The sequence below is a fragment of the Rhodospirillum rubrum ATCC 11170 genome, from assembly GCF_000013085.1.
Classification (GTDB): Bacteria; Pseudomonadota; Alphaproteobacteria; order Rhodospirillales; family Rhodospirillaceae; genus Rhodospirillum; species Rhodospirillum rubrum.
Window position 1 is genome coordinate 3,812,501 of record NC_007643.1, and the last position, 20,241, is coordinate 3,832,741.

The 20,241-nt window shown below is 57.2% G+C and carries 17 protein-coding genes, 1 tRNA gene and 1 pseudogene; 4 read left to right on the forward strand and 15 right to left on the reverse strand.

The window, feature by feature from the left end:
* The first annotated feature begins 691 nt into the window (after positions 1–691).
* Positions 692–1,618, forward strand: a pseudogene (locus RRU_RS17090) (IS1595-like element ISRhru1 family transposase).
* Positions 1,619–1,670: 52 nt separating this feature from the next.
* A complete protein-coding gene (locus tag RRU_RS17095) occupies positions 1,671–2,432 on the forward strand; it encodes a sulfotransferase domain-containing protein (protein ID WP_011391057.1) in 762 nt (253 codons plus the stop codon).
* 85 nt (positions 2,433–2,517) lie between these two features.
* Here the strand turns inward: RRU_RS17095 and RRU_RS20245 are convergent, their stop codons facing one another.
* From RRU_RS20245 to RRU_RS17150, 11 genes are all read right to left on the reverse strand, one after another.
* Positions 2,518–2,682 carry a sugar transferase gene (locus RRU_RS20245; RefSeq protein WP_081467717.1) on the reverse strand — a complete coding sequence of 55 codons (165 nt, stop codon included), beginning with the start codon at positions 2,680–2,682 and terminating at the stop codon, positions 2,518–2,520.
* Positions 2,683–2,733: 51 nt separating this feature from the next.
* The gene (locus tag RRU_RS17105) at positions 2,734–3,303 is read right to left on the reverse strand and encodes a transposase family protein (RefSeq protein ID WP_081467706.1); all 570 of its coding nucleotides are present in this window, start codon (positions 3,301–3,303) and stop codon (positions 2,734–2,736) included.
* A 479-nt stretch (positions 3,304–3,782) separates the two neighbouring features.
* Positions 3,783–4,118 (reverse strand): HigA family addiction module antitoxin, encoded by a 336-nt coding sequence (locus RRU_RS17110; RefSeq protein ID WP_011391059.1) that lies wholly within the window; start codon positions 4,116–4,118, stop codon positions 3,783–3,785.
* A 282-nt stretch (positions 4,119–4,400) separates the two neighbouring features.
* A complete protein-coding gene (locus RRU_RS17115) occupies positions 4,401–5,084 on the reverse strand; it encodes a recombinase family protein (protein ID WP_237703791.1) in 684 nt (227 codons plus the stop codon).
* Between the two features lie 990 nt (positions 5,085–6,074).
* On the reverse strand, positions 6,075–7,004 hold the full coding sequence (locus RRU_RS17120) for a phage capsid protein (protein ID WP_011391061.1): 930 nt from the start codon (positions 7,002–7,004) through the stop codon (positions 6,075–6,077).
* 1,469 nt (positions 7,005–8,473) lie between these two features.
* The gene (locus RRU_RS17125; protein ID WP_014626561.1) at positions 8,474–8,899 is read right to left on the reverse strand and encodes a hypothetical protein; all 426 of its coding nucleotides are present in this window, start codon (positions 8,897–8,899) and stop codon (positions 8,474–8,476) included.
* Between the two features lie 446 nt (positions 8,900–9,345).
* Positions 9,346–9,672: a hypothetical protein gene (locus tag RRU_RS17130; protein WP_148265482.1), complete on the reverse strand. Its 327-nt coding sequence runs from the start codon at positions 9,670–9,672 to the stop codon at positions 9,346–9,348.
* Entirely contained in the window at positions 9,638–10,450 is an 813-nt protein-coding gene (locus RRU_RS17135; RefSeq protein WP_014626563.1) for a Rha family transcriptional regulator, read from the reverse strand. Before RRU_RS17135 ends, RRU_RS17130 begins: the two co-directional genes overlap by 35 nt.
* A gap of 82 nt (positions 10,451–10,532) precedes the next feature.
* Positions 10,533–11,348, reverse strand: coding sequence for an AbiJ-NTD4 domain-containing protein (locus RRU_RS17140; RefSeq protein ID WP_148265483.1), 816 nt, complete (start codon positions 11,346–11,348; stop codon positions 10,533–10,535).
* 305 nt (positions 11,349–11,653) lie between these two features.
* The gene (locus RRU_RS17145; RefSeq protein ID WP_162470631.1) at positions 11,654–13,327 is read right to left on the reverse strand and encodes a DUF6538 domain-containing protein; all 1,674 of its coding nucleotides are present in this window, start codon (positions 13,325–13,327) and stop codon (positions 11,654–11,656) included.
* A gap of 103 nt (positions 13,328–13,430) precedes the next feature.
* Positions 13,431–13,507, reverse strand: a tRNA-Arg gene (locus RRU_RS17150).
* 423 nt (positions 13,508–13,930) lie between these two features.
* Between RRU_RS17150 and RRU_RS17155 the strand changes: the two genes are divergently transcribed.
* Positions 13,931–15,031, forward strand: a complete 1,101-nt coding sequence (locus RRU_RS17155) for a hypothetical protein (protein ID WP_014626565.1) — start codon at positions 13,931–13,933, stop codon at positions 15,029–15,031.
* Positions 15,032–15,124: 93 nt separating this feature from the next.
* Here the strand turns inward: RRU_RS17155 and RRU_RS17160 are convergent, their stop codons facing one another.
* Positions 15,125–16,729, reverse strand: a complete 1,605-nt coding sequence (locus tag RRU_RS17160; RefSeq protein WP_011391065.1) for a gamma-glutamyltransferase family protein — start codon at positions 16,727–16,729, stop codon at positions 15,125–15,127.
* A gap of 149 nt (positions 16,730–16,878) precedes the next feature.
* Between RRU_RS17160 and gpt the strand changes: the two genes are divergently transcribed.
* Entirely contained in the window at positions 16,879–17,436 is a 558-nt protein-coding gene (gene gpt / locus RRU_RS17165; protein ID WP_011391066.1) for a xanthine phosphoribosyltransferase, read from the forward strand.
* A gap of 115 nt (positions 17,437–17,551) precedes the next feature.
* Here gpt and panC read toward each other — a convergent pair whose 3' ends face one another.
* From panC to RRU_RS17180, 3 genes are all read right to left on the reverse strand, one after another.
* Positions 17,552–18,424: a pantoate--beta-alanine ligase gene (gene panC / locus RRU_RS17170; protein WP_011391067.1), complete on the reverse strand. Its 873-nt coding sequence runs from the start codon at positions 18,422–18,424 to the stop codon at positions 17,552–17,554.
* 19 nt (positions 18,425–18,443) lie between these two features.
* Complete coding sequence (gene panB / locus RRU_RS17175) at positions 18,444–19,280, reverse strand: 3-methyl-2-oxobutanoate hydroxymethyltransferase (protein ID WP_011391068.1); 837 nt, start codon at positions 19,278–19,280, stop codon at positions 18,444–18,446.
* A 166-nt stretch (positions 19,281–19,446) separates the two neighbouring features.
* Positions 19,447–20,235: a Crp/Fnr family transcriptional regulator gene (locus RRU_RS17180; RefSeq protein WP_011391069.1), complete on the reverse strand. Its 789-nt coding sequence runs from the start codon at positions 20,233–20,235 to the stop codon at positions 19,447–19,449.
* Between the last annotated feature and the right edge of the window lie 6 nt (positions 20,236–20,241).

Consider the following 20,241-nt stretch of genomic DNA (forward strand, 5'->3'; position numbering starts at 1 on the left):
ACCCCTGCGCCTCGTCCGTGTCAACCTGTTTTTTTCGACGTTTCAGAGACAGACGCCGGAGCCAAACCAACTCCGAAAGGCTTGAAAAGCCCTGTCTTTCCCTAACCCGTCCAGGTATCCCCGGACCCCGTCAAACCAGTCCGCGGCACCGCCGCCCGGTTCGTCGGGAGGGCGGTTTCTACTCCCGCCCCAGCACCGTTGTCAACACCGCGTTTTTCTTTTTTCCACCAGCCCATCCCCCTCTCAGGAGACCGCTAACCCCTTGCGGGATATCGCGTTTTCAGGACCGGCCAAACCCGGAGCCAACTCCCCGAAGCACCACCGGCGCCGTCGGGAGGCGGGTTCTAGGCCCCTGGACCCACAACGTCAACCGCTTTCGACAAACCACCCCGCTTTTTTACCAGAACACCCCTTAGACGGGTATGGGCCCGCATAGATCGCCGCAAAGTCCGCAAACCAGCCCCCGCAACACCCCCAGACGGGAAGAACCAAAAAACGGAGTCCCCAAGCGCGGGCCCGCCGCAGCTTGCGCGCACGCCCCCAAAGAGCCCCCTCAAGGCGAGGCCCGCCTGTCTCTTATGTATCCGTCTCTATGGCTTATCCCTCAGCCTCCGAGGGCACGATATCTGGTGTGCGGATCGCGCGAGTTCTGTAGAATACAACATGAACATGCAGCCACCGGAGGGGCGCCATGCCTGACTTTCCCCGCTCTGTTCTGGAGTTCCAACGCCGGTTCCCCGACGAGGCCGCGTGCGCGGCATGACTGGCGGCGGCGCGATGGCCGGATGGCTTCCGCTGCCCGGCCGGTGGCCACGATCACGCCTGGAAACGCGACACCAAGGCGTGGACCTATGAATGCACCAAATGCCATCGGCAGACTTCGGTCGCGGCGGGGACGGTGATGCACGGCTCGAAACTGCCGCTGACTGTGTGGTTCTGGGCGGCCTATTTGATGGCCACCCACTCCAACGGCATTTCAGCCCGCCAGATGGGGCGGCACCTGGGGCTAGGCTCCTACAAGAGCGCTTGGCTGCTGTGCGCCAAGCTGCGCGGGGCCATGGTCAATCTTGCCCGCGCCCTGCTGTCCGGCCTCGTCGAGATCGACGAGACCCAAATTTCCTACCGCACCAAGGATAATCCGGTAGCGGGTGGCGGCGGGCGCAGCCCGGAGGGCAAGATGCAGGTCGTTGTCGCCGTCGAAGTCATCGACAACGCCCCGGGCCGCCTGCGCCTCGGCGTGATCGATGATGCATCGTCGGCCAGCCTGCACCCGTTCATCAAGGCCAGCGTCGCGTCCGGCGCCACCCTGAAGACCGATGGCTGGAGCGCCTACCCCGGTGCCCCCGGCTACAAGCACGAACCCCATGTCGTCGGCAAGATGGCTGCTCACATCGTCCTGCCCTGGGTCCACCGCGTCATTTCTAACCTCAAGACCTGGGCGCTCGGCGTCTATCACGGCCTGCGGCGCCAGCACCTACAGTCCTACCTGAACGAGTTCGTCTTCCGCTTCAACTGCCGCAGAACGCCTCATGCCGCTTTCCGAACCCTGCTCGGCATCGGCCTCGCCATCCAGCCCGTCACCTACAACATGCTGATCGCCCCGGAAGCACAGGGATAAGCCATTCGAGGGATATCCTCGTATAATCACAGAAAAAAGAGGATGGCTTGACGTGGGGGTTCCGAATTTATTCCTTCTTGGCGCAGGCAAAAGCGGCACCACGACGCTTTACCAGATCTTGCAACGACACCCAGACATCCATGTCTGCGACCCCAAAGAACCCAGCTTTTTTTGCAGTCACTTTCAAGTTATTCAGAACCCGGTCGCGTATTTTCGGCTATTCGATTCAGAGCGGCGCTACAGAGTTGATGCGTCGCACGTCTATTTTTCCAATCCTGAAACGCCTCCCCTTTTGCACGATCTCTTCCCATCGGCAAAGTTTCTGCTGATATTGCGTGAACCGAAGGCCCGTGCCCATTCGCTTTACCAGCACATGCGCCGCGCCCTGCACAGCGATGGTCTGCCCATAGAACCGATCGAAAGCTTCCTAGAGGCGCTCATCGTCGAGAACGAACGGTTTTCCTCCCCTAAATTTGCCGCGACCTGCCGGCATTACTTCTGGAATTTCATGTATATTCGCTCATCTTTTTACGATGAACAGCTTTTGCGATATTTAAAGCTGTTTCCAATGAAGCAGTTTTTATTTATTACGCTTGCTAATTTGCACCACCAGCCGGAAGACACGCTCAGCGAGATTGCCCAGTTCCTTGATCTTGACGTCGCTGGCTTTGGCCAGGAGGTCCCCGTCGCCAATGCTGGTCCGATCTACGAAACCTTCACTCCACAGTGCGCGGCACTGATGGAACGCTATTTTGGGGACCTCACGACGCGTGTCGATGCACTTGTGGGGCGTTCGCTAGACTGGTCACTGTAAAGAGAGCGATGAGGGCCGCCCTCCTCTCAGCGCCCCCCATCCCCCCTAAAATAATCGAGCGTTTTTTTGAAAAAGTGCTGAGCGCTTAGTACGCATTTTTGTGAGAGATAACCATGAGTGTGCGGAAAAGGATTTCGATATCGAGAAAGACCGACCAATTTTTTATATAATAAAGGTCACACTCAACGCGGCATCGTATTTTTTCTTCCGTGTCGGTCTCGCCGCCAGGGCTGTTCCGTTCTTTTTTCAGGTTACCCTATGGCCCAGGGCATGGTTTGGGTTCAGAGCGTTGATGAAGAGTTCACGGCTGATGTTGTTGGTCCCGTTGGCCCGAAGGATGTTGAGGGCGAAGGAGCGAAGGCGGGCGAAGTGGCCGGGCTTGGTCCGGATACGGCTTTGGTCTTCGAAGAAGGTAACGTCGCGGACGTAGTGGCTTCGCTTTTCGACGCCCCAATGTTGTCGGATTGCGGTGCCGGCGACGGCAGCGGGCAGGTTGATCTGGCAGGCGTAGAGGGCGGTTTCTTGCGTTTTGTGCCAAAGGCCGGATTTGGTGTCCTTGTGCCAAGTCAGGCGGGTGACCCGGGCGACGGCGGCGATCAGGCCGTCCCAAGTGGGACCGAGGCGACCGGAGACGTCGAAGACCTCGACCCAGCGGTGTTCCTGGCGGCCATGGCGACCTCGGTCGGTGGTCTCGGCGCTGCTCAAGGAAGGTGATGATGCCCCGATAGGATCGTGCCCCGCTCAACAGGGCCAGCACCGTGAACAGCAGCAGATACGCCAGCGGATAGCGCTTACCCTGGGCCCGCCGGGGATCAGGGATCTCGTTCAAGGCCGCCAGAAGGAGGGGAAATGGAACCACGGCACCCTCCATCGATAAGGTGCCCTCTATAAATCCATAACTTATCCATCCTCGGTAGACTCGTTTCCCGGCAGCGACCGGGCAGGCAACTCGTCTTGCGACAGAATATCAGAGATGAAAACAGAACCGAACAGCCCCGATCACGGCGAGAGGGCGCCCGCCGGCAACCGCAAAGCCAGCCGATCACGCCGCGGCCTTTATAAGGGGTGACGGACAAAACCCGCCCAGGGGCGCCGAGAGGCGCCAAGGCATGGGCGGACGATCGGGAGGGGGAGGCTTGCCCGCAGGTGGGCCAGGGCGGCATGGAAGGCGGGCCGCAGATAGCAGAAAGGCCGGAGCTTTGTTGCTCCGGCCTTCCAGTGGTGCGCCCGAAGAGAAGGCACTGGTACCACCCTAACCCCGCAGAAACCTTAGACTTTCTTCAGTCCTGACTGGTCCCTGGTGTAACAGTTTGAGGTAGGATTGGCAAGGACGCAGAGGCTACCGGAAGCTCATTCGGCCAAGGGTTCCAGAAGGTCCCAATCACGGGGGGCAGGCTGTACCTCACGCTCTATCTGCGCACCATGTGCCAGTTGAGCGGCAAGGAGGTTGTAATCACGCTGCATCCCTGCCCAAAGCTCTGGACCAGTCCCGAGGTACCGCCCGAGGCGGAGAGCGGTATCGTAAGTGATAGGGCGCTTGCCGTTAATAATGCCCCGGATCCGTTCAGGTGAGACATGTAGCGCGCCAGCAAGGGCAGTCGCGGATAGACCACGGGCCTCCATTTCACGGCGCAGCAACCGACCGGGATGGACAAGCACGCTACTTTTTCCGGCTGGTATCGACATTTCTTTGCCCCCTTCAATCGTGGATCATTCAATCATCACAGATACAGGCGATAAAACCGACTTAAAGCCCCCTGGATGCCTAGGCTACCGCTTTCTGACAATCCCATCGGAGACTCGCGGATGGTGGCTGTACGGGCCTTGAAAGAGGCGAAGCAAAGGGAATGGTACGTGTGGCTATCAGGGGAATGGCAAGAGAACGGTAAGAGAACGGCAAAAGCAACCGATACACCCCACCACCTAGACGGACATAGAGAGAGCGACTGAAGCGGCGCTTAGCCGAGGTCAGTAGGCCAACAGCCGTTGCACCTGTGAGGCACTGAAGGCTTTCCCGGTGGCCGTGGTATGGCCCAACACCGTCAATTCCTCCGCTATCTGGCGTAAGGATCGGCTCTTCCCTGTCTTCGGGCTTTTACGGGCCAGACGCTTGGCATCCTGAACCAGCTTGGGGTTTGTATCGTCATAGCCCTTACGGCCTTCCACACGCTTGCCAGCGCTGATAGAGGCACGATCCCTTGCCCCCTTCAGCTTGGCTACAAGGTTCGCTTTCTCAAACTCGCTAACAGCCCCCAGGATCTGGCGAACCATCCGGGCGGTTGGCGTGTCAGCGGTGAAGGCGTCGGGATCATCGGCAGCAATGAGCGTGAAGCCTTGAGCGGTCAATAAGGCGTAACCAGTTTCCTGAACGATCAAATCACGGGCAAAGCGGCTGGCGTTCTCAACGATGATAGTCTTGACCTCTGACGTTGCAGCCCATCCAAGAAGGTCCGTGAACCCCTCTCGCTGGTCAATGGCATCGGCTCCACTTACAGCGGCGTCGTAAAACTCTTTGACCACCTCAAGCCCGTTGCCTTGGGCATAGGCATGAATGGCTTGCCGCTGGCGCTGGTCGCTGTCTCCCCCCACATTCGCGGCGGAAGAGGTGCGGAGATAGGCGATTGCCTGAACCGATGCGCCAACGCCTTTCATAGCCTCAACCCTTTGTCTCATTTGAGAAAACACCATATTTGTGTTCTCTATTCCTGAGAATTAGGTACAGAAAAGCCTTGGGAGTGTCAAGCGTGATGGCTCACGGGAAGGCCATGGAGGAATGAGAGGGTCACACCATCTTAATCACGATAGATTTGGTCGTGATTGAAAAAATAATGAGGATGCCTTGCCGGTCAGTTCCCTGACAGCCACCACGATCCCATGCCCTGGTCAGTCTGTAGGGTAGCCCTGGCCGGTCCTTGGTCAGCCTTCACACCATCATGCCCGTTGCCGAGTCTAGGAAGGCTCTGTATGCCCCTACCCCATTGCCCTGGTACGAATTACCCAAACTATCGGGAAGCTTCTGTACGGCCCTGTAAAGTGCCTCTACGGCCATCCACCACTATCCGTGTCCATGGTCAGGCTATCAACGCCAGTTCCATCACCCTATGACCGGGAAAGAGGACAGTCAGGGAGGATGGTTGATGGTGGACGGACTTCATCGGGACTGGCCTGGAACCTCAATACCTCTTGCTGGCCCTAGGAAGCTTCTGGATAGCCCTACCCTACCGTCCTGGTCGCGGTAGCGGATACACGTCAATGCTTCTCCACGGCCCTAGGAAGTGCCCCTACGGCCATCCCCAATTGCCCCGGTTCCGGAATACCTTGATACCGTCTTCCTGGCCCCCCTTCTGTTGGATTTGAACCCGGGGTAAGGGGGGAATTGCGCGCTGTTTTATCTATCAAATGCCCTCTCATATTGCGACCATAGGCAAAACCCGAAATAAGTTTTCTCCAAAAATTTTGTTCCAGAAATATTTCCCGGTTATGGCTTCCCTAAAGAGACACGTTCAGGTGAACGGCAAGAGGAACACTCAAGGGCATTTCTATGTGTTCCTATTTTGTTCTTATAGATAAAAAAAGGGGAACACCCGAAGGCATCCCCCAATGTTTCCCATGACTGCATTCTTCATGGATATGATAACCGACTTAAGCCGACGCCAGTTCAACCGCAGCTTCCGGCCGTAGAACACCATGACCCATAGCGTACTTGGCAACGATCAAAGTGCCCTGGCGCTGGATCTGATATTCACCTTCGGTCTGTAGGTCCAAGAGCTTGACGGTACCAACGGCAGACTTATGGAAGCCAACCGCAACGGTCTTGGTAAAGTCGCCATCATAGGCAGCCTGGGCGGATCCCGTGATAACGGACTTGGGAATGTGGTTGCTCTTGACGATGGACACGCCAGCGACCTTGAGAACCTTGCCGTCCATGTAGCTACCGGAACCGCCCCAATCACGATTGAGAACCTTCGTACCGGCCACCATCAGGTAATACTGTGCGGGACGGACGGCGGCATAACGGTCAGTCTCGGGAACGTCCTTCTCGTCGAAGGTCTGGGCAATCCCGAAGATGCCAGCGGCAAGCTTATCCCCATCGGTACCGAAAGCGGCATCAACGAGCTTGGTACCGCCAAAGCCACCGGTGATGGTCGCGGTAGAGCGGGCGGCATTGATAAGCACCTGCGAAATGGTACGGTCAGCCTGATTGGACAGGCTAGCGCCACACTCCGAAGTGTATTGACTGCGAACGTCATAGTGGGTCTTGGCCTCATCAATCTTCGCAATGAAGACCGGCGAGACAAGCAAACCATCAACGGTAATCACACGTTCGGCATTGAGGATATTATTGCCGTTCAGTTCAGCACCGGGAACGTGGTAATAGGCGGTATTCTTACCGAGTACGGGGAACTGCGCGGACTTGCCCGATGTAATAGTTCGGGACATGGTGAGCGGCAGAAAGACGTTATTCTCGGCAAAGGTGGTCAGTACCTCACCGCCAAAGACCTTGAGGAACAAGGCATCATCAGCACCGGTACCGTTAACCATGCCCAAACGGGACGGATTAGCATTAGACATTTTGAAAGAAATCCTGTGAGTGTGTTTTTAAGGAAGGTTATGGTTTCCCTAAGAACAACCCACCTATAAGCAAGATTATCGTCCGCAGACGGTCAGGTTTAAGGTGTAGCGTTCTGTAGCTTTACCAAATGCGCCGCTTTCATGGAAAACAGAGAGAGAACTTGTGTGTTTTCAGACAATGAAATTCAGAGAATGAATGGGTGATTATGAATGAACTGTCTATTTAAGTTATAGCAATGTCCATAACGTGGCTTACAACCAAAGCCAAAGACACTCTTATAACTTAAATCTGACTTGAACTTTCTCATTGAGAGGGATCTTTGAAAGACACTCTCATATCTATCTATGATGATGGTGGTATCTAAGGGGTCTCTATAGTGAGACTATCAATGACAGCTTCATCAAACACCATGAATGATAGCGTTAATGAGAGTCTTCCCTATAGACCTCCATATCCATCTATGATGATCGTGGTATTGAAGAGGGAACGTTGATTGTCTGTTTAAGTGAAAACTTCATCAACCACCATGAATGACCTAAATCAGGGAGGTCTATGACATAGGCATTTCCATAGAAACTCTGATATCCATCTATGATGATAGCTCTCTTTAAGAGGCCTCTTTATCAGACCTTCTTATTATCATCATCATCTATGATGGTCATGGCTTTAAGAGACGCTTAAATTCTCTCTTTAATTCTCTCTTTAATTCTCTCTTTAAGTTCTTACTTTAATTATCTCTTTCTTTTTATTCCTATCATAGTTATCTAATTTCACTATCTTTATAATTATCTCTTTACCTTACTCTTTAAGATCTTACTATAGTTCTTACTTTAATTTATTACTTTAATTTATTTCTTCCTTTCCTGTAGGGTACAAAATCAATTGGATCCAAGATAAGGGACCCTATCGCGCCCATTGAAGGGAAGCTTAGACCACGGATAACCACCACCATCCCTCATCCCCATAGCCCTGTTCTGTCTTCCAGGATCCATTCCCGGTGAACCATGGAGGTCTTATGAACGTCCATGACCACGATCATTGCCCCTATAGCTGTCCCGACAAGAAAGACCGCAATCATCATAGAGGCACAAAAGAAAGCCCGTGGTACGCTTCCCTATGCTTCCAGGTATAATCTACCAAGATACAAAGAGATACGCACCACGGGCCCTTAAAACGGCCTTGGCGTTGAAGTTATAGGATCCTTACGGCCAAGACCTCAATAGATGATGATGGTCTTATCGCCTTCATCGCTGGAAGTGATAGCGTCCCATATTCCAGACACTCAACCTTTTCAGACAACACACAACAGACCTTGAAGGTTAAATCAACGCTAAGGCTGTTTTCCTGGTCCGTGGTGCGTAAGTCTGTTCTGAATAGGGGATTGTGAGAGAGAACAGAGAGAAGGCTATTCACGGGCCTTCCTACGAGGTTTCCTATATAACACCAAAGGGAACGGCAATTGCCCTGACTATACAGCCTTTGCAGTCGCTCCATTCGCCATAGCCCTGGCACTCTCAACGATATTCCAGAGAATCAATTCAACATCCATCCCCGGCTTACTATCAAGACAGTCAGGACGGCTATAATAGTCCCATGAGAACGGCCCCTTACCTTCATCGACCCTACCAAGCCGTAGAGCCGCAAGGGCCAGTACAGCCAGCTCCTCAAGGTTAGTCGCCTTGGTTCCTTCAAAGGTGCTGAAGAGGTCTGACCACTGTTCATAGCGGGCATCAATCTCTTCATCGTCTTCATCGGCAGTCACTTCAGCGACTCGCCAATCACGATCACACTCAACGAACTTGGCATAGGTGGCAACGAGGTTGGTAGCAGCGGCTCCCATCGACGTGGATTGACGGGAAACAGCCGTGATATCGTGTTCGGTAGCCTTGGACATAGGGGCATTCCTTTGCCTGGGGTTAGGCCGGATTGGGTGTTACAGCACCTTGTCCGGCCGCTTGTCTTTCTCAAGACAATATTTCCATATCACAGAAGATAACCGCCATCAACGGCGCTTGTTAAAGTATCCTTAAGATACGGCTCAAATATACATGCAATATGGCAACTAATGCGAATTTGCATGAGACTTAGAGAAAGCCGCAAAGGACGATGACCGCTCTGTTTTATCGTTGGTTGAGCGGATCCCTAATATATGGCTCAAATAAAAAGGCTACCTGACAAATAAATAAAAGTCATACGGCCTTGGTAGGCAGCGGCTATAGACTGCACAAGATAGCGGATACTTTCACGGTAACGGCTTTCTATGGTTTTTGTATAAGCCTGACAGCGATTAAATTTCTGTTTAGCTGAAGAAACCAGGGAAGACCACCACCACGGCCACCTTCATGATTTCTCTTCACCGTGGAGAAAATTCCCATGGATAACCCGCTCCACCATGGAGCGCGTTTCTGTCTTCCTGATTTTGCCCCACCGTGGGGCAAACTCCCAAGGCATCAGGGTTCGCTTCACCGCGAAGCAAACCCCATTGATACCCCTCTGCCCGGTAAAGCCCATGACCATGGGACCGACCAGAAGCGTGAACCCGTCGCGGGTCATGCTGAAGGCATCATCCCTGCGAGTACCGAAGCCGACCTTGGTCTCGACTTTGATGGGACGAAACCATTGGGCTGAGATTTCAGCAATAAGGGCCAGAACGCAGATTTGCGTCATGAATGTTTTCAAGCGTTTGGTCGATATCACGCAGCACGTCTTTGTGAAGCTTCCCGGAATAGGCAGCAACGTCCCGGCTATTGGCGAACACCTTCCCATCCTTAATGTGAACGACGGGGAGAGCGGCAGAGGGAACGGCAGGGAGAGCGGGAACGGCGGGAGGATTGCGAAGGCACTCTTCCATTTCATTGAAGCGGTCAATGTACTTCCACTTGAAGCCTTCGGCCTCCGCTCCTGTGAAACCCATAACCAGGAACGTGAAACCATCCTTGGTCATATCGAAGGTGCGATACTCTTGCCCATTCTGAAAATTGGTCATAGGGGTTTCCCGAAAATTAGGGAGACCCCTATGAGGCGCGCGCAGCCAGATCTTATTGATCTTGTCCAGTACATGATCGTGGCGCTTCCCGAAATAGGCAGCCACGTCCCGGCTATTGGCGAACACCGTCCCATCCTTGACGTGAACGATAGGGAGAGCGGCTTCGGCCGGATCGTTGAAGTCCGGGAGAGCGGCAACGGCGGGAGCGTTGGAAATCAGGCCACGTTCGTAAGCGTCAAACTTCTCGATAACCTTGATGGTGATATCGACGGCCAGGGACGTTTCCGATTTGGCGATAATGAAAAGGGCCTGCTTTTTGTTCAGCCAAAATTCGGTAGCGGGACGGCCCCCCAAGGAGCCAGAGGTTTGTGACACGGTGGCACAAACTCCCAAACGCTCCAAATCCGCCTCATATCGCTTAATGAGCTTGCGGATCCAACGAGGTTCGGAGAACCCCAATTCCTCCGCAAGGTCCAGATCCCGAACGCGCGGTTCCCCGACAAAGGGCTTGATAGCCAGATCACAAGAGGGAACGGCTGCTTCAAGTAGGCTGGTGCGCTCGAATAAAATTGATGAACGCCGAACACATAACCAACATAAATTTCGCATCATCGAAATCTACGTTTGGATTATCCGTCAAATTGTGCCTCACTCCATTCTCATCGCTAGTGTAGGCGTAAATTTTATTAAGACCATCCCTCAAAGCACTATGACGTATAATCCCCATGTTCTGAATTTCATTTAATGCAGATTGAAAAGTTTTCTTTCCTGAAATACATCTACACACAGATTCCACTGCTGATATAGATTCCTTCATGGAATTTCTATAATCCGGAGACTCTCTATCAGATAAAAAACCTATAGCCGTTTGAAGATGAATTGCCACGGGATCTTTAGGAAAAGCCTCTATTGAAGAGTTCACGCAATCTATTTCTTCTTCTGAAGTTATCTTGGTAATTTTTTGACCAACAATTCTCCAGCCAGACATTTCTTTTTTTAATGCTTTATTGCACGCACCAATAAATAAATCACTTCCCTTACAGAAATAGCCTCCTTCAAGGACAAAATCAATTAGATCGTAAAATAGATAAAACTCTCCATGCAATAAACTATTTTTAACGTATTGAACGAATTCGACATTAGATGGAAATTCGTCAATTCTCTCCTTGAAAAAATAAATCCATAGAGCAGAGTTAAAATCTGTTTTTAGATATACAGTGGAATTATACCTATAAGGATTATTGAATAAATACAAAAATAAAACATTCCACAATGCATTGCGTAAAGCGCAATCCATAGAATCAATTTGAAGTTCTAATCTTTTTTGAGAAAAACCATTAATCTCTGAAAATTTCATGTCTTTCCCCATAAGGTTGAATAAAGATATTCATCTTCTCGCAAAATTACAGTCGACTAAATTCAAAGATAACTTCAAGTGACCGTTATCTATCAGCATTGTATAGCGCCGACACATTCACCGTCCAATCAACGCTAAGCCTGTTTTCCTGGCCTGTGGTGCGTATCGCTATGGTTGACATAGGATTAGGGACAGCGGCAAGAAGGCTATCCACGGGCCTTCCTATGAGCTTTCTTAATCTTCAAAGCAGCCATAGACCCTAGCGTTCCCACCACGATCCCCTATTGGTCCCCTGGCCGGTTCCCCTAAGGCTTCATCAAGCCGGACAGATCCAAGCCAGGATAGGACAGCTTCGCCATTTCCTCACCCAAGCGCCTAACCGTGAAGCCCTGACCGTATCGACCTCCCACATTATTGGGTGAATGCCCGGTTAAAGCATCGTGGATATCCTGGGGCAATGAGCTTTCCCGGCAAGCGTCCTTGAAGGAATGGCGGAAAGAGTGAAAGACCTTCTGCCCCTTGGCTATGCCATTCTCTCGCGCATATCTTCCCCACCATTTAGAGAAGTTTGCGGTAAGGACACCGTTGGAATTTGGTTCCAGCTTATCAAAGACCCTGCTATCAGATCCCAAGCTTTCCCCTTGCTTACGGACATAATCTAGAAAGCCAAGACGGATGATTTCAGGATGGAGAGGCACCTTACGGCGGCTTCCCTCATTCTTCAGGCTCTTGCCTTCACCTTCCGTGTTGAGGTCAAGGTAATGGATCCCGTCAAGCTCCCTGACATCAGAGACAAGGATCTGTCCAATCTCGTTCAGCCTTGCGCCAGTGAAGAGAGCCAACAGCGGTAGCCAGAAGGAAGCTTCACCGGAACCGGCAAGGGGTCTATCACCGCAAGTAAAGACAGGGGAAGAGAAGATAGCCTTCAGGTCTTCAGCATCATAGGGCAAGCGCCTGACCTCTGAAGCACGCTTACCAGCCACCTTCACGCCAGTTGCAGGATTAACGCTTAGCTTACCGTTATCGACCGCATACTGAAGCGTTGATTTGATAGCTCCCACCTGCTTTAGGACCGTAGCAGCGGCCTTGCCTTGCTGAAGAAGGCTATCCTTGAATTCCACCACCTCCGCTTTGGTGATGCTCTCAACAGGCTTGTCACCATACAAGGCCGTGAACCGCCTGATAGCCGTATCCCATTCCATCAGCGACCGCTTAGCGGGCTTACGCTCCACCTTCCAGCGCTCAAAGACCTCTGACAGTCTCAAGGAATTTGCAGGGACAGCCGTTACAGCGGGCTTGAACAGGGGCGGAGGCTCTGGCGGGGTGTCGATAGGCTCACCGGAATTCCTACGCTTCTCAACATCCAACACCTTTACCGTAGCTTTTAAGATGGAAAAAGCCAACTTTCGGTACTGCGAAGAAGTCCTATCAAGCTTAATGCTATTCGCCTCTAGAATATCATCAAGTTCATCATGGATAATCTCGGTATTTCCCGTAGACAAAGCCTCTCTATAGAGGGGCTCCATAAATTCTAATGTCTCTTGGTTTTTCTGATATTCTCTCTGACTAAGGCCATATTCCGCTACAGCTTCTTCATTTGTATAATTGGCATGGCCTATGCCCAATGCTTCCAACTGCGCCTTTACACCTAGATAAAGATCGGCCTCTTGCTTGCCCCCTATCCGTATTTCCTCATCTTCTTCCAGACGTACTTGGTAATAGATAGCTACCAGACGCTCCGCTTCATCGTCACTTAGAGAGGTGCGAACTTCCTCTTTAGGGATACGGCGAGCAACTTCAAATTCCTGGTCAGCCTTAACCGAGGCAATACGAACCCTTACCAGAGCTTCCCTAGGGTCGCTGGTCTTCAGGCTGTAGATGATTTCCGTCTTGGGGGCATAGTGGGATCGCAAATCGGCAGGCACTTTGGCTCTGAACCAGTAGATGCGTCCACGGCGGGTCAAGCGAGGGTGTTTCACGTCTTCCATGTCCCCGGTGTAACACAACGGTGTAACAGTCAGGAAGATGGAAACCCTTGATTTCCGCGATTTCCCTGCCGTAACAGGGACTTAGAGAGGGGAGTGGTGCGCCCGAAGAGATTCGAACTCCTAGCCTTCTGATCCGTAGTCAGATGCTCTATCCAGTTGAGCTACGGGCGCTTTTTTCGACAACCGCCGGACCGGCCGGTCAATTGCGAGGCCGGATGTTTATCCGAACCCCACAGGCCTTGCAAGCGGAAAATTCATTTTTCTCGTCTGGCTTCGATATCTTTTCGCCGGACGCGGTCGCGGCGCCGCCGCCAGCCCTCGGCCATCGACTGGCGAGACAAAGGAAATCCCTGGGGAAAAGAGGGTAAAACCCGCTTGTTAGGGCTTGGGGCTTTGAGTACACTGCCGCAAATTATCCCGCGCCGCATCATCGTTTCTTGGGCATAAAATAAAGCTCAAGTAATAAGCCCAGCACCATCGGGAGATGACGGAGCACGTGAAGCGGAACATATTCGAACCCGGATCGCGAACGGGCTCGAGGAATAAAGGCTATAGTCAATGGCGCTCTTGAAGACAAGAAATTTGGCAATTTTCATGGTCGCCGCGTCCCTGGCGGCGTGCAACTCGGCGACCAATGCCCTGTTTCCATCTTTGGGCGGATCGTCAAGCAGCAGCGATGGTGGCTTATTCAATAGTGGAAATGGCGATGGTCCGCCGCAACTGGGCAGCACCTATTTCGAGCCCGATGGCGTCTCGCCCGGTCAGCCCACCGGCACCTTCGTCGGTCAAAAGGTTCAGGCCTTTCGCAGCGAGCTGACGGCCTTGCAGGAAACCATCCGCTCGCAGAACGCCCAGCTTCAGGCCCTGCGCAACAAGACCATTCAAGACAGCAACGCCTATCACGAGAATGTCGGCAGCATGCGGGCCCGCCTGCAGGTGGGCACGACGCCGGGCAACCCGATCTTGATGAACCGCTGGGAAACCGCCCAGGGCCAGCTCAACACCATCAACCAGGATGTGGTGTTGATGGACCAGCTGGCGCAGATGATCTCGGTCAACCAGTCGACCACCGCCTATCTGCTCGACAGCGAGCGGGCCGCCTACTCGGTCCCCGGCGCCGTCGACGAGGATCATCGCCAGTTGCGCATCCTTGAGGACGAGACCCAGCAGACCGTCGTGCTGGTCGATCGCCTGCTCAACGAGCTGGCCAGCGACATCCGCCGCCAGACCGCCTATGTCGCCAATGAAAAGGGCAACCTGGGATCCCTGGCCGGTGCCGTCAAAAATGGCCAGCTGTTTGGCACCACCGGTCCCGATGGCTATAGCGCTCCGGGATCCTATGGCGCGGGCGCCGGCGGCGGCATGAGCTATGCGCCGATGACCAGCACGGGGACGGCGATGGCCACCCGCTCGGCCGGTCTGCCCTCGGGCGCGCCGCTGGTCGTCATCCGCTTCGACAGCCCCAATGTCGCTTACGAGGGGCCGTTGTCCAACGCCGTTCAAGCGGCCCTGGCCCGCAAGCCCGACGCCAGCTTCGATGTGGTCGCCGTTTCGGGCGGCTCGGCCAGCGGCGCGGCGCGCGGCGCCGAACGGGTGGTGCGCAGCCTGACCCAAATGGGCGTGCCTTCGAATCGGGTGAACCTGTCGGCGGCGAGCAGCGCCGGCAGCGACGAGGTTCGCGTCTACGTCCGCTGAGAGGCCGTTTCGCGACGCCTCTGCCGTTTTGCCGCCATGAGCCTCCCCGGACCCGCGTCCGGGGATTTTTTTATGCCGCCCGGCAAGGAGCCGTCACCAGCCGGCGAGACCGCCGTCGGAGCGCGGATCGAAGGCGCCTTCGATGGTGCCGTCGGGATGGCGGATCAGCGCCCCGGCATGGCCCATCGCCTCGTCGAAGGCATCGGTCAGGGTGACGCAATGCCCAAGGGCGCGCAGGCCTTCGACCACCCGGGGATCGAAGCGCGATTCCAGACGCAGGGCGGCCAGCGGCAAGCCGTCGCGCCCCCCCGGCCCACCGGTCAATAGCCAGCGCGGCGCCGAGATCGCCGCCTGCGGGTCCTGGCCAAACAGCACATGGCGGGCGAAGATCGCCGCCAGGGTTTGCGGCTGGCCATCCCCCCCCATGGTGCCGAACACCAGGGTCCTGCCATCGCGCAGCCGCGCCAGCAGCGGATTGAGGGCGTGGATCGGCTTGCGCCCGGGGACCAGCGGATTGACCGCCTGGTCGCCCAGCGCGAACGCCACGCCCCGATTGTGCCACAGGATGCCGGTGTCGCCGAGCATCACCCCCGAGCCGAAGGCGTGGCACAGGCTTTGGCTGAAACTGACCGCCCGCCCCTCGCCATCCACGGCGCCCATCCACACCGTATCCCCCGCCGCGCTCAGCGCCGGGGTCGGCGTCCCCCCGCCCTGGGCGATCTCGCCGGCGAGGCCGTCAAGGACCTGGGCCGAGAGATAGGTGGCGGGATGAACGCCCATATGGCGGGGATCGCAGATCTTGGCGTCGCGCACCCGATAGGCGACCTTGGCGGCCTCGACCATGGCGTGAACAAAGGCCGCGCCCTCGGCATCGCGCAAGCCGGCGCGTTGGAACAGGCCGATCAGCATCAGCGTCGTCAGCCCCTGGGTCGGCGGCGGCGTGGTATGGAGAACGGCGCTTTCCAGGGCCAGGGTCAAGGGCCGCCGGCGGATCGAGCGGTGGCGGGCGAGATCGCCCGCGGTCACCGGCGCGCCCACCGCCTTGAGGGCGGCGGCGACCTTTTGGCCGACCTCGCCGCGATAAAAGCTGTCAAGTCCGTCCGCCGCCAGGGTTTCCAGGGTCTCGGCCAGGGGGCGATTGCGCTGGAGCGCCCCGGCGCGGGGAACCCGGCCATCGGCTTCAAGGAACTGGGCGGCGAAGCCCGGCTGATCCTTCAGCCCGCCCAGCAGCCGGCGCAGGGCCCGTTCCTGGGAATGGGAGACGGCGAAGCCGTCGCGGGCATAGCCCACCGCCTCGCCCAGCAGCCGCGACAAGGGCAGGCGCCCGCCCCAGCGGCTGGAGACATCAAGCGCCGATTGCCAGCCCGACAGCGCGCCGGCCACCGTGCAGGCGGCCAGGGCGCCATGGATGGGAACCCGGGCAAGGCCGCGCTCGCGATAGACGGCAAGGCTGGCCCCGGCCCCGGCGGCGCCGCTGGCATCGATCGACAGCGGCGGGCGCCCGGGCTCGTGGATGATCCAGAAGCCATCGCCGCCGATGCCGGTCATATGGGGATAAAGAACCGCGCAGGCGCTGGCGGCGGCGATCATCGCCTCGATGGCGTTCCCACCCTCGCGCAGGATGTCAAGCCCCGCCTGGGCCGCCAGATGATGGGGCGCGCTCACCATGCCGCGCCGGGCCAGCCTGGAGGTCAGCATCGGTTGGATAAACTCCCCGGCAAATCCTTGAACGATCCTTATAATCCCCGACCGCCGGGGGGCGCGTCCAGCCTTCTTGATCGGAAATCGCCGCAGGGATAAAACCGCATCCTGTTTTTCGCCCCCTTGGGCAAATTAAAGGGCCCCCCATGGAAACCAAGGATTACGCCAGCGCGGTCTACATTCCCATCGCCTGGGAATTGTTTCACCGCGACACCCGCAGCCTCGCCCACAAGCTGATGGCCAAGGGCCCGTTCAAGGGAATCGTCGCCATCACCCGGGGCGGGTTGATTCCCAGTTCGATCATCGCCCGCGAACTCGATATCCGGGTGATCGAAAGCGTCGGCGTCGCCACCTATGACGATCGCACCCAAAGCACCGGCGTGCAGATTCTGAAAGAGCTCAACCGCGATCTGGTCGGCGATGGCGAAGGCTGGCTGGTGGTCGACGATCTGGTCGACAGCGGCGTCACCGCCCGCGCCGTCAAGGCGATGCTGCCCAAGGCCCATATGGCGACCGTTTACGCCAAGCCCGAGGGTCAGAAGGAAACCGACACCTTCGTCGTCGCCGTGCGCCAGGACGTCTGGCTGCTTTTCCCCTGGGACGCCGATCTGCAGCCCAACGAGCCGCTGGTCCGCCGTCAGCGCGACCTGGAGGTCGATGACGTCAGCATCGGCCGCCCCGACGACATGCCAAGCCAGGGGTGATCGTTTCCGGCCGCCCCTTCCACCGGGAAAGGGCGGCCGCCCCACCATCTCGTGAGCGTGAAGCCAATCGTCGTCGCACCCTGGTCGAGAGGGTCCGGGGATTGGCTTTCGGGGGTCAAACCCCGATGTTATCGATCAAGCGGGTCTTGCCCAGATAGGCGGCGCAGAGCAGGCGCCCGGGACCCTCGGGGGCATCGTCAAGGCGCTCCAGGGTCGCGCCGTCGCGCAGATCCAGGTAATCGACCGGCCCGAAGCCAAGGGCCTTCAGTTCGTCGATGCCCCAGGCCAAGCAATCATCGACCCGGCCACCGCCCAGGATATCGGCGCCCACCCGGCGCAGCGTGCGATAAAGCCCGGGGGCGAGGGCGCGCTGCTCGGCGCTGAGATAGGCGTTGCGCGACGACAGCGCCAAGCCGTCGGTCTCGCGCACGATCGGCGCGCCGATGACCTCGATCGCCAGATCCAGATCGTTGACCAGCCGCTTCAAGACCAGAAGCTGCTGATAGTCCTTTTCGCCAAAGACCGCGACATCGGGCCGCACGCGCAAGAACAGCTTGGCGACCACCGTCGCCACCCCCTGGAAATGCCCGGGGCGCAGGTCGCCGCACAGCCCCGAGGAAACCCCCGAAACGGTGATCGTCGTCGAAAAGCCCGGAGGATACATGCCCGCGACATCGGGGGCGTAAAGCAGATGGGCGCCGGCCCCGCCCAGCTTGGCCGCATCGGCGGCTTCATCGCGGGGATAGGCGGCGAAGTCCTCGTTCGGCCCGAACTGGGTGGGATTGACGAAAACCGAGGCGACCACCCGATCGACCTTGGAGAGCGCGAGGCGGACCAACGACAGATGGCCGGCGTGCAAGGCGCCCATGGTCGGCACCAGACCGACGCGCAGGCCCTCGGCCTTCCAACCGTCGACGACGGCGCGCAACTCGCTGACCGAGCGGGCGATGGGCAGGGCGCGCACGCCCTCCAGAGAATCGGAGATCATCGATGAAGGCTTCCTGAACTCAGCCGACCTTGCGGATGCCAAAGCAATGCTCGGGGGCGGGAAAGCGCCGGGCCCTGACATCGGCGGCATAGGCTTCGGCGGCCGCCGAAACCGTGCTCGCCAGATCGGCATAGCGCTTGACGAATTTGGGGGTGAAATCGGTGAACAAACCGAGCGCGTCGTCGATCACCAGAACCTGGCCATCGCAATCGGCCGAGGCGCCGATGCCGATCGTCGGCACGGAAACCTCGCGAGTCGCCCGCGCCGCCACCTGCTCAAAGGTGCCTTCGACGACGATCGAGAAGGCCCCGGCCTCGGCGATGGCCCGGGTTTCGGCGACCACCGCCTCGGCCTCGGCCTCGTCGCGGCCCTGGGCGCGGAACCCGCCCATCGCATGGACCATCTGCGGCTTGAGACCGACATGGCCCATCACCGGCACGCCGCGCTGCACCAGGAAGGCGACGGTTTCGGCCATCTCGCGGCCGCCTTCAAGCTTGACGGCGGCGGCGCCGGTCTCGCTGAGGATGCGCGCGGCGTTGCGGAAGGCCTGGGCCGGGCTTTCCTGATAGCTACCAAAGGGCATATCGACCACCACCAGGGCATGGGACGAGCCCCGCACCACGGCCTGACCATGGGCGATCATCATCTCGACGGTCACGCCATGGGTGGTCGGCAAGCCATAGATGACCATGCCAAGGGAATCGCCAACCAGCAGCAGGTCGACATGGGGGTCGAGCAGACGGGCCATCGGCGCCGTATAGGCGGTAAGGCAGACCACCGGCTCGGCGGCGGGGGATTTGCGACTGGCGATGTCGCGAACGGTCAGACGTCGGCCGGCAGGCTGGACGACACTCATGGGGAAGGCCCTCCCTTGCGGTCAAAAATGGACCCGATGGCCGGGCGGGGAACGGCGATCCCCTCCAGGAGACGCCGGCCCGGCGGAAGTCTTGTAGCGCGCGGCGTGCGGAAGGGGAAGATCTATCGCCGCACCCGCCAAGGGCGCGGCGGCGGCCCTCCTCGCGTCAAAGACCGTCGGCGATGGCGCGCAGGGCGCCGCGGTCGCACAGGGTGATCGTGCTGGGATTGGGCAGTTCGACCAGCCCCTGAACGCGGAACTTGCTCAGCGTCCGGCTGACCGTTTCGATGGTCAGCCCCAGATAATCGGCCACATCGGCCCGCCCCATCGGGATCAGCACCGGGCTGGCCGGATCGCCGCGCTCCTGGGCCCGCATCGAGAGCGAGAGCAGGAAGGAGGCCAGCTTCTCGGGCGCGCTCTTGCGACCAAGCAGCAACATCTGTTCGTGGAAATTGGCCAGTTTGGCCAGGGTCCGCTGAAGAACCGAGCGCGCCAGCACCGGGGCGCCCGGGAAAAGCTGCTCGAGCTTGACCAAGGGAAAACGGCACAGCGTCACCGGCGTCACCGCCTCGGCCGTATAGCCGTAAGCCCCATTGGCCGAAAAGCCGAACAGATCGCCGCGGAAGAAAAATCCGGTGATCTGGCGGCGGCCATCGGCCATCAGCTTGTAGGTCTTCACGGTGCCCGAAACCGGCGACAGTAGATAAAGCGCCGGATCGCCCTCGTTGAACAGGGTTTCGGGCGGGGCGAACCGCACGCTGCTTTGGATCGCCATCAGCCGTTCCAACTCGTCGGGCGGCAGGGGATTGCAAAAGGCGAGATCGCCCAGGGTGCACTGAAGACAAGGATCGAGGGGATCGGTCCGCGTGTCGCGCGCACATCCCTCCCGCCCGCGCTTGTCGAAGGGGCGGCCGGAGAAAACGGCGGTGGCGGCACCATGGTTGGTCAACGTCACGGTCTC

Excerpts from the sequence above, each read along its gene's own strand:
- RRU_RS17105 (WP_081467706.1), bottom strand. The coding sequence starts at position 3,303 with ATGGAGGGTGCCGTGGTTCCATTTCCCCTCCTTCTGGCGGCCTTGAAC.
- RRU_RS17110 (WP_011391059.1), bottom strand. The coding sequence starts at position 4,118 with ATGTCGATACCAGCCGGAAAAAGTAGCGTGCTTGTCCATCCCGGTCGG.
- RRU_RS17115 (WP_237703791.1), bottom strand. The coding sequence starts at position 5,084 with ATGAAAGGCGTTGGCGCATCGGTTCAGGCAATCGCCTATCTCCGCACC.
- RRU_RS17120 (WP_011391061.1), bottom strand. The coding sequence starts at position 7,004 with ATGTCTAATGCTAATCCGTCCCGTTTGGGCATGGTTAACGGTACCGGT.
- RRU_RS17125 (WP_014626561.1), bottom strand. The coding sequence starts at position 8,899 with ATGTCCAAGGCTACCGAACACGATATCACGGCTGTTTCCCGTCAATCC.
- RRU_RS17130 (WP_148265482.1), bottom strand. The coding sequence starts at position 9,672 with ATGACGCAAATCTGCGTTCTGGCCCTTATTGCTGAAATCTCAGCCCAA.
- RRU_RS17140 (WP_148265483.1), bottom strand. The coding sequence starts at position 11,348 with ATGAAATTTTCAGAGATTAATGGTTTTTCTCAAAAAAGATTAGAACTT.
- RRU_RS17155 (WP_014626565.1), top strand. The coding sequence starts at position 13,931 with ATGGTCGCCGCGTCCCTGGCGGCGTGCAACTCGGCGACCAATGCCCTG.
- RRU_RS17160 (WP_011391065.1), bottom strand. The coding sequence starts at position 16,729 with ATGCTGACCTCCAGGCTGGCCCGGCGCGGCATGGTGAGCGCGCCCCAT.
- gpt (WP_011391066.1), top strand. The coding sequence starts at position 16,879 with ATGGAAACCAAGGATTACGCCAGCGCGGTCTACATTCCCATCGCCTGG.
- panC (WP_011391067.1), bottom strand. The coding sequence starts at position 18,424 with ATGATCTCCGATTCTCTGGAGGGCGTGCGCGCCCTGCCCATCGCCCGC.
- panB (WP_011391068.1), bottom strand. The coding sequence starts at position 19,280 with ATGAGTGTCGTCCAGCCTGCCGGCCGACGTCTGACCGTTCGCGACATC.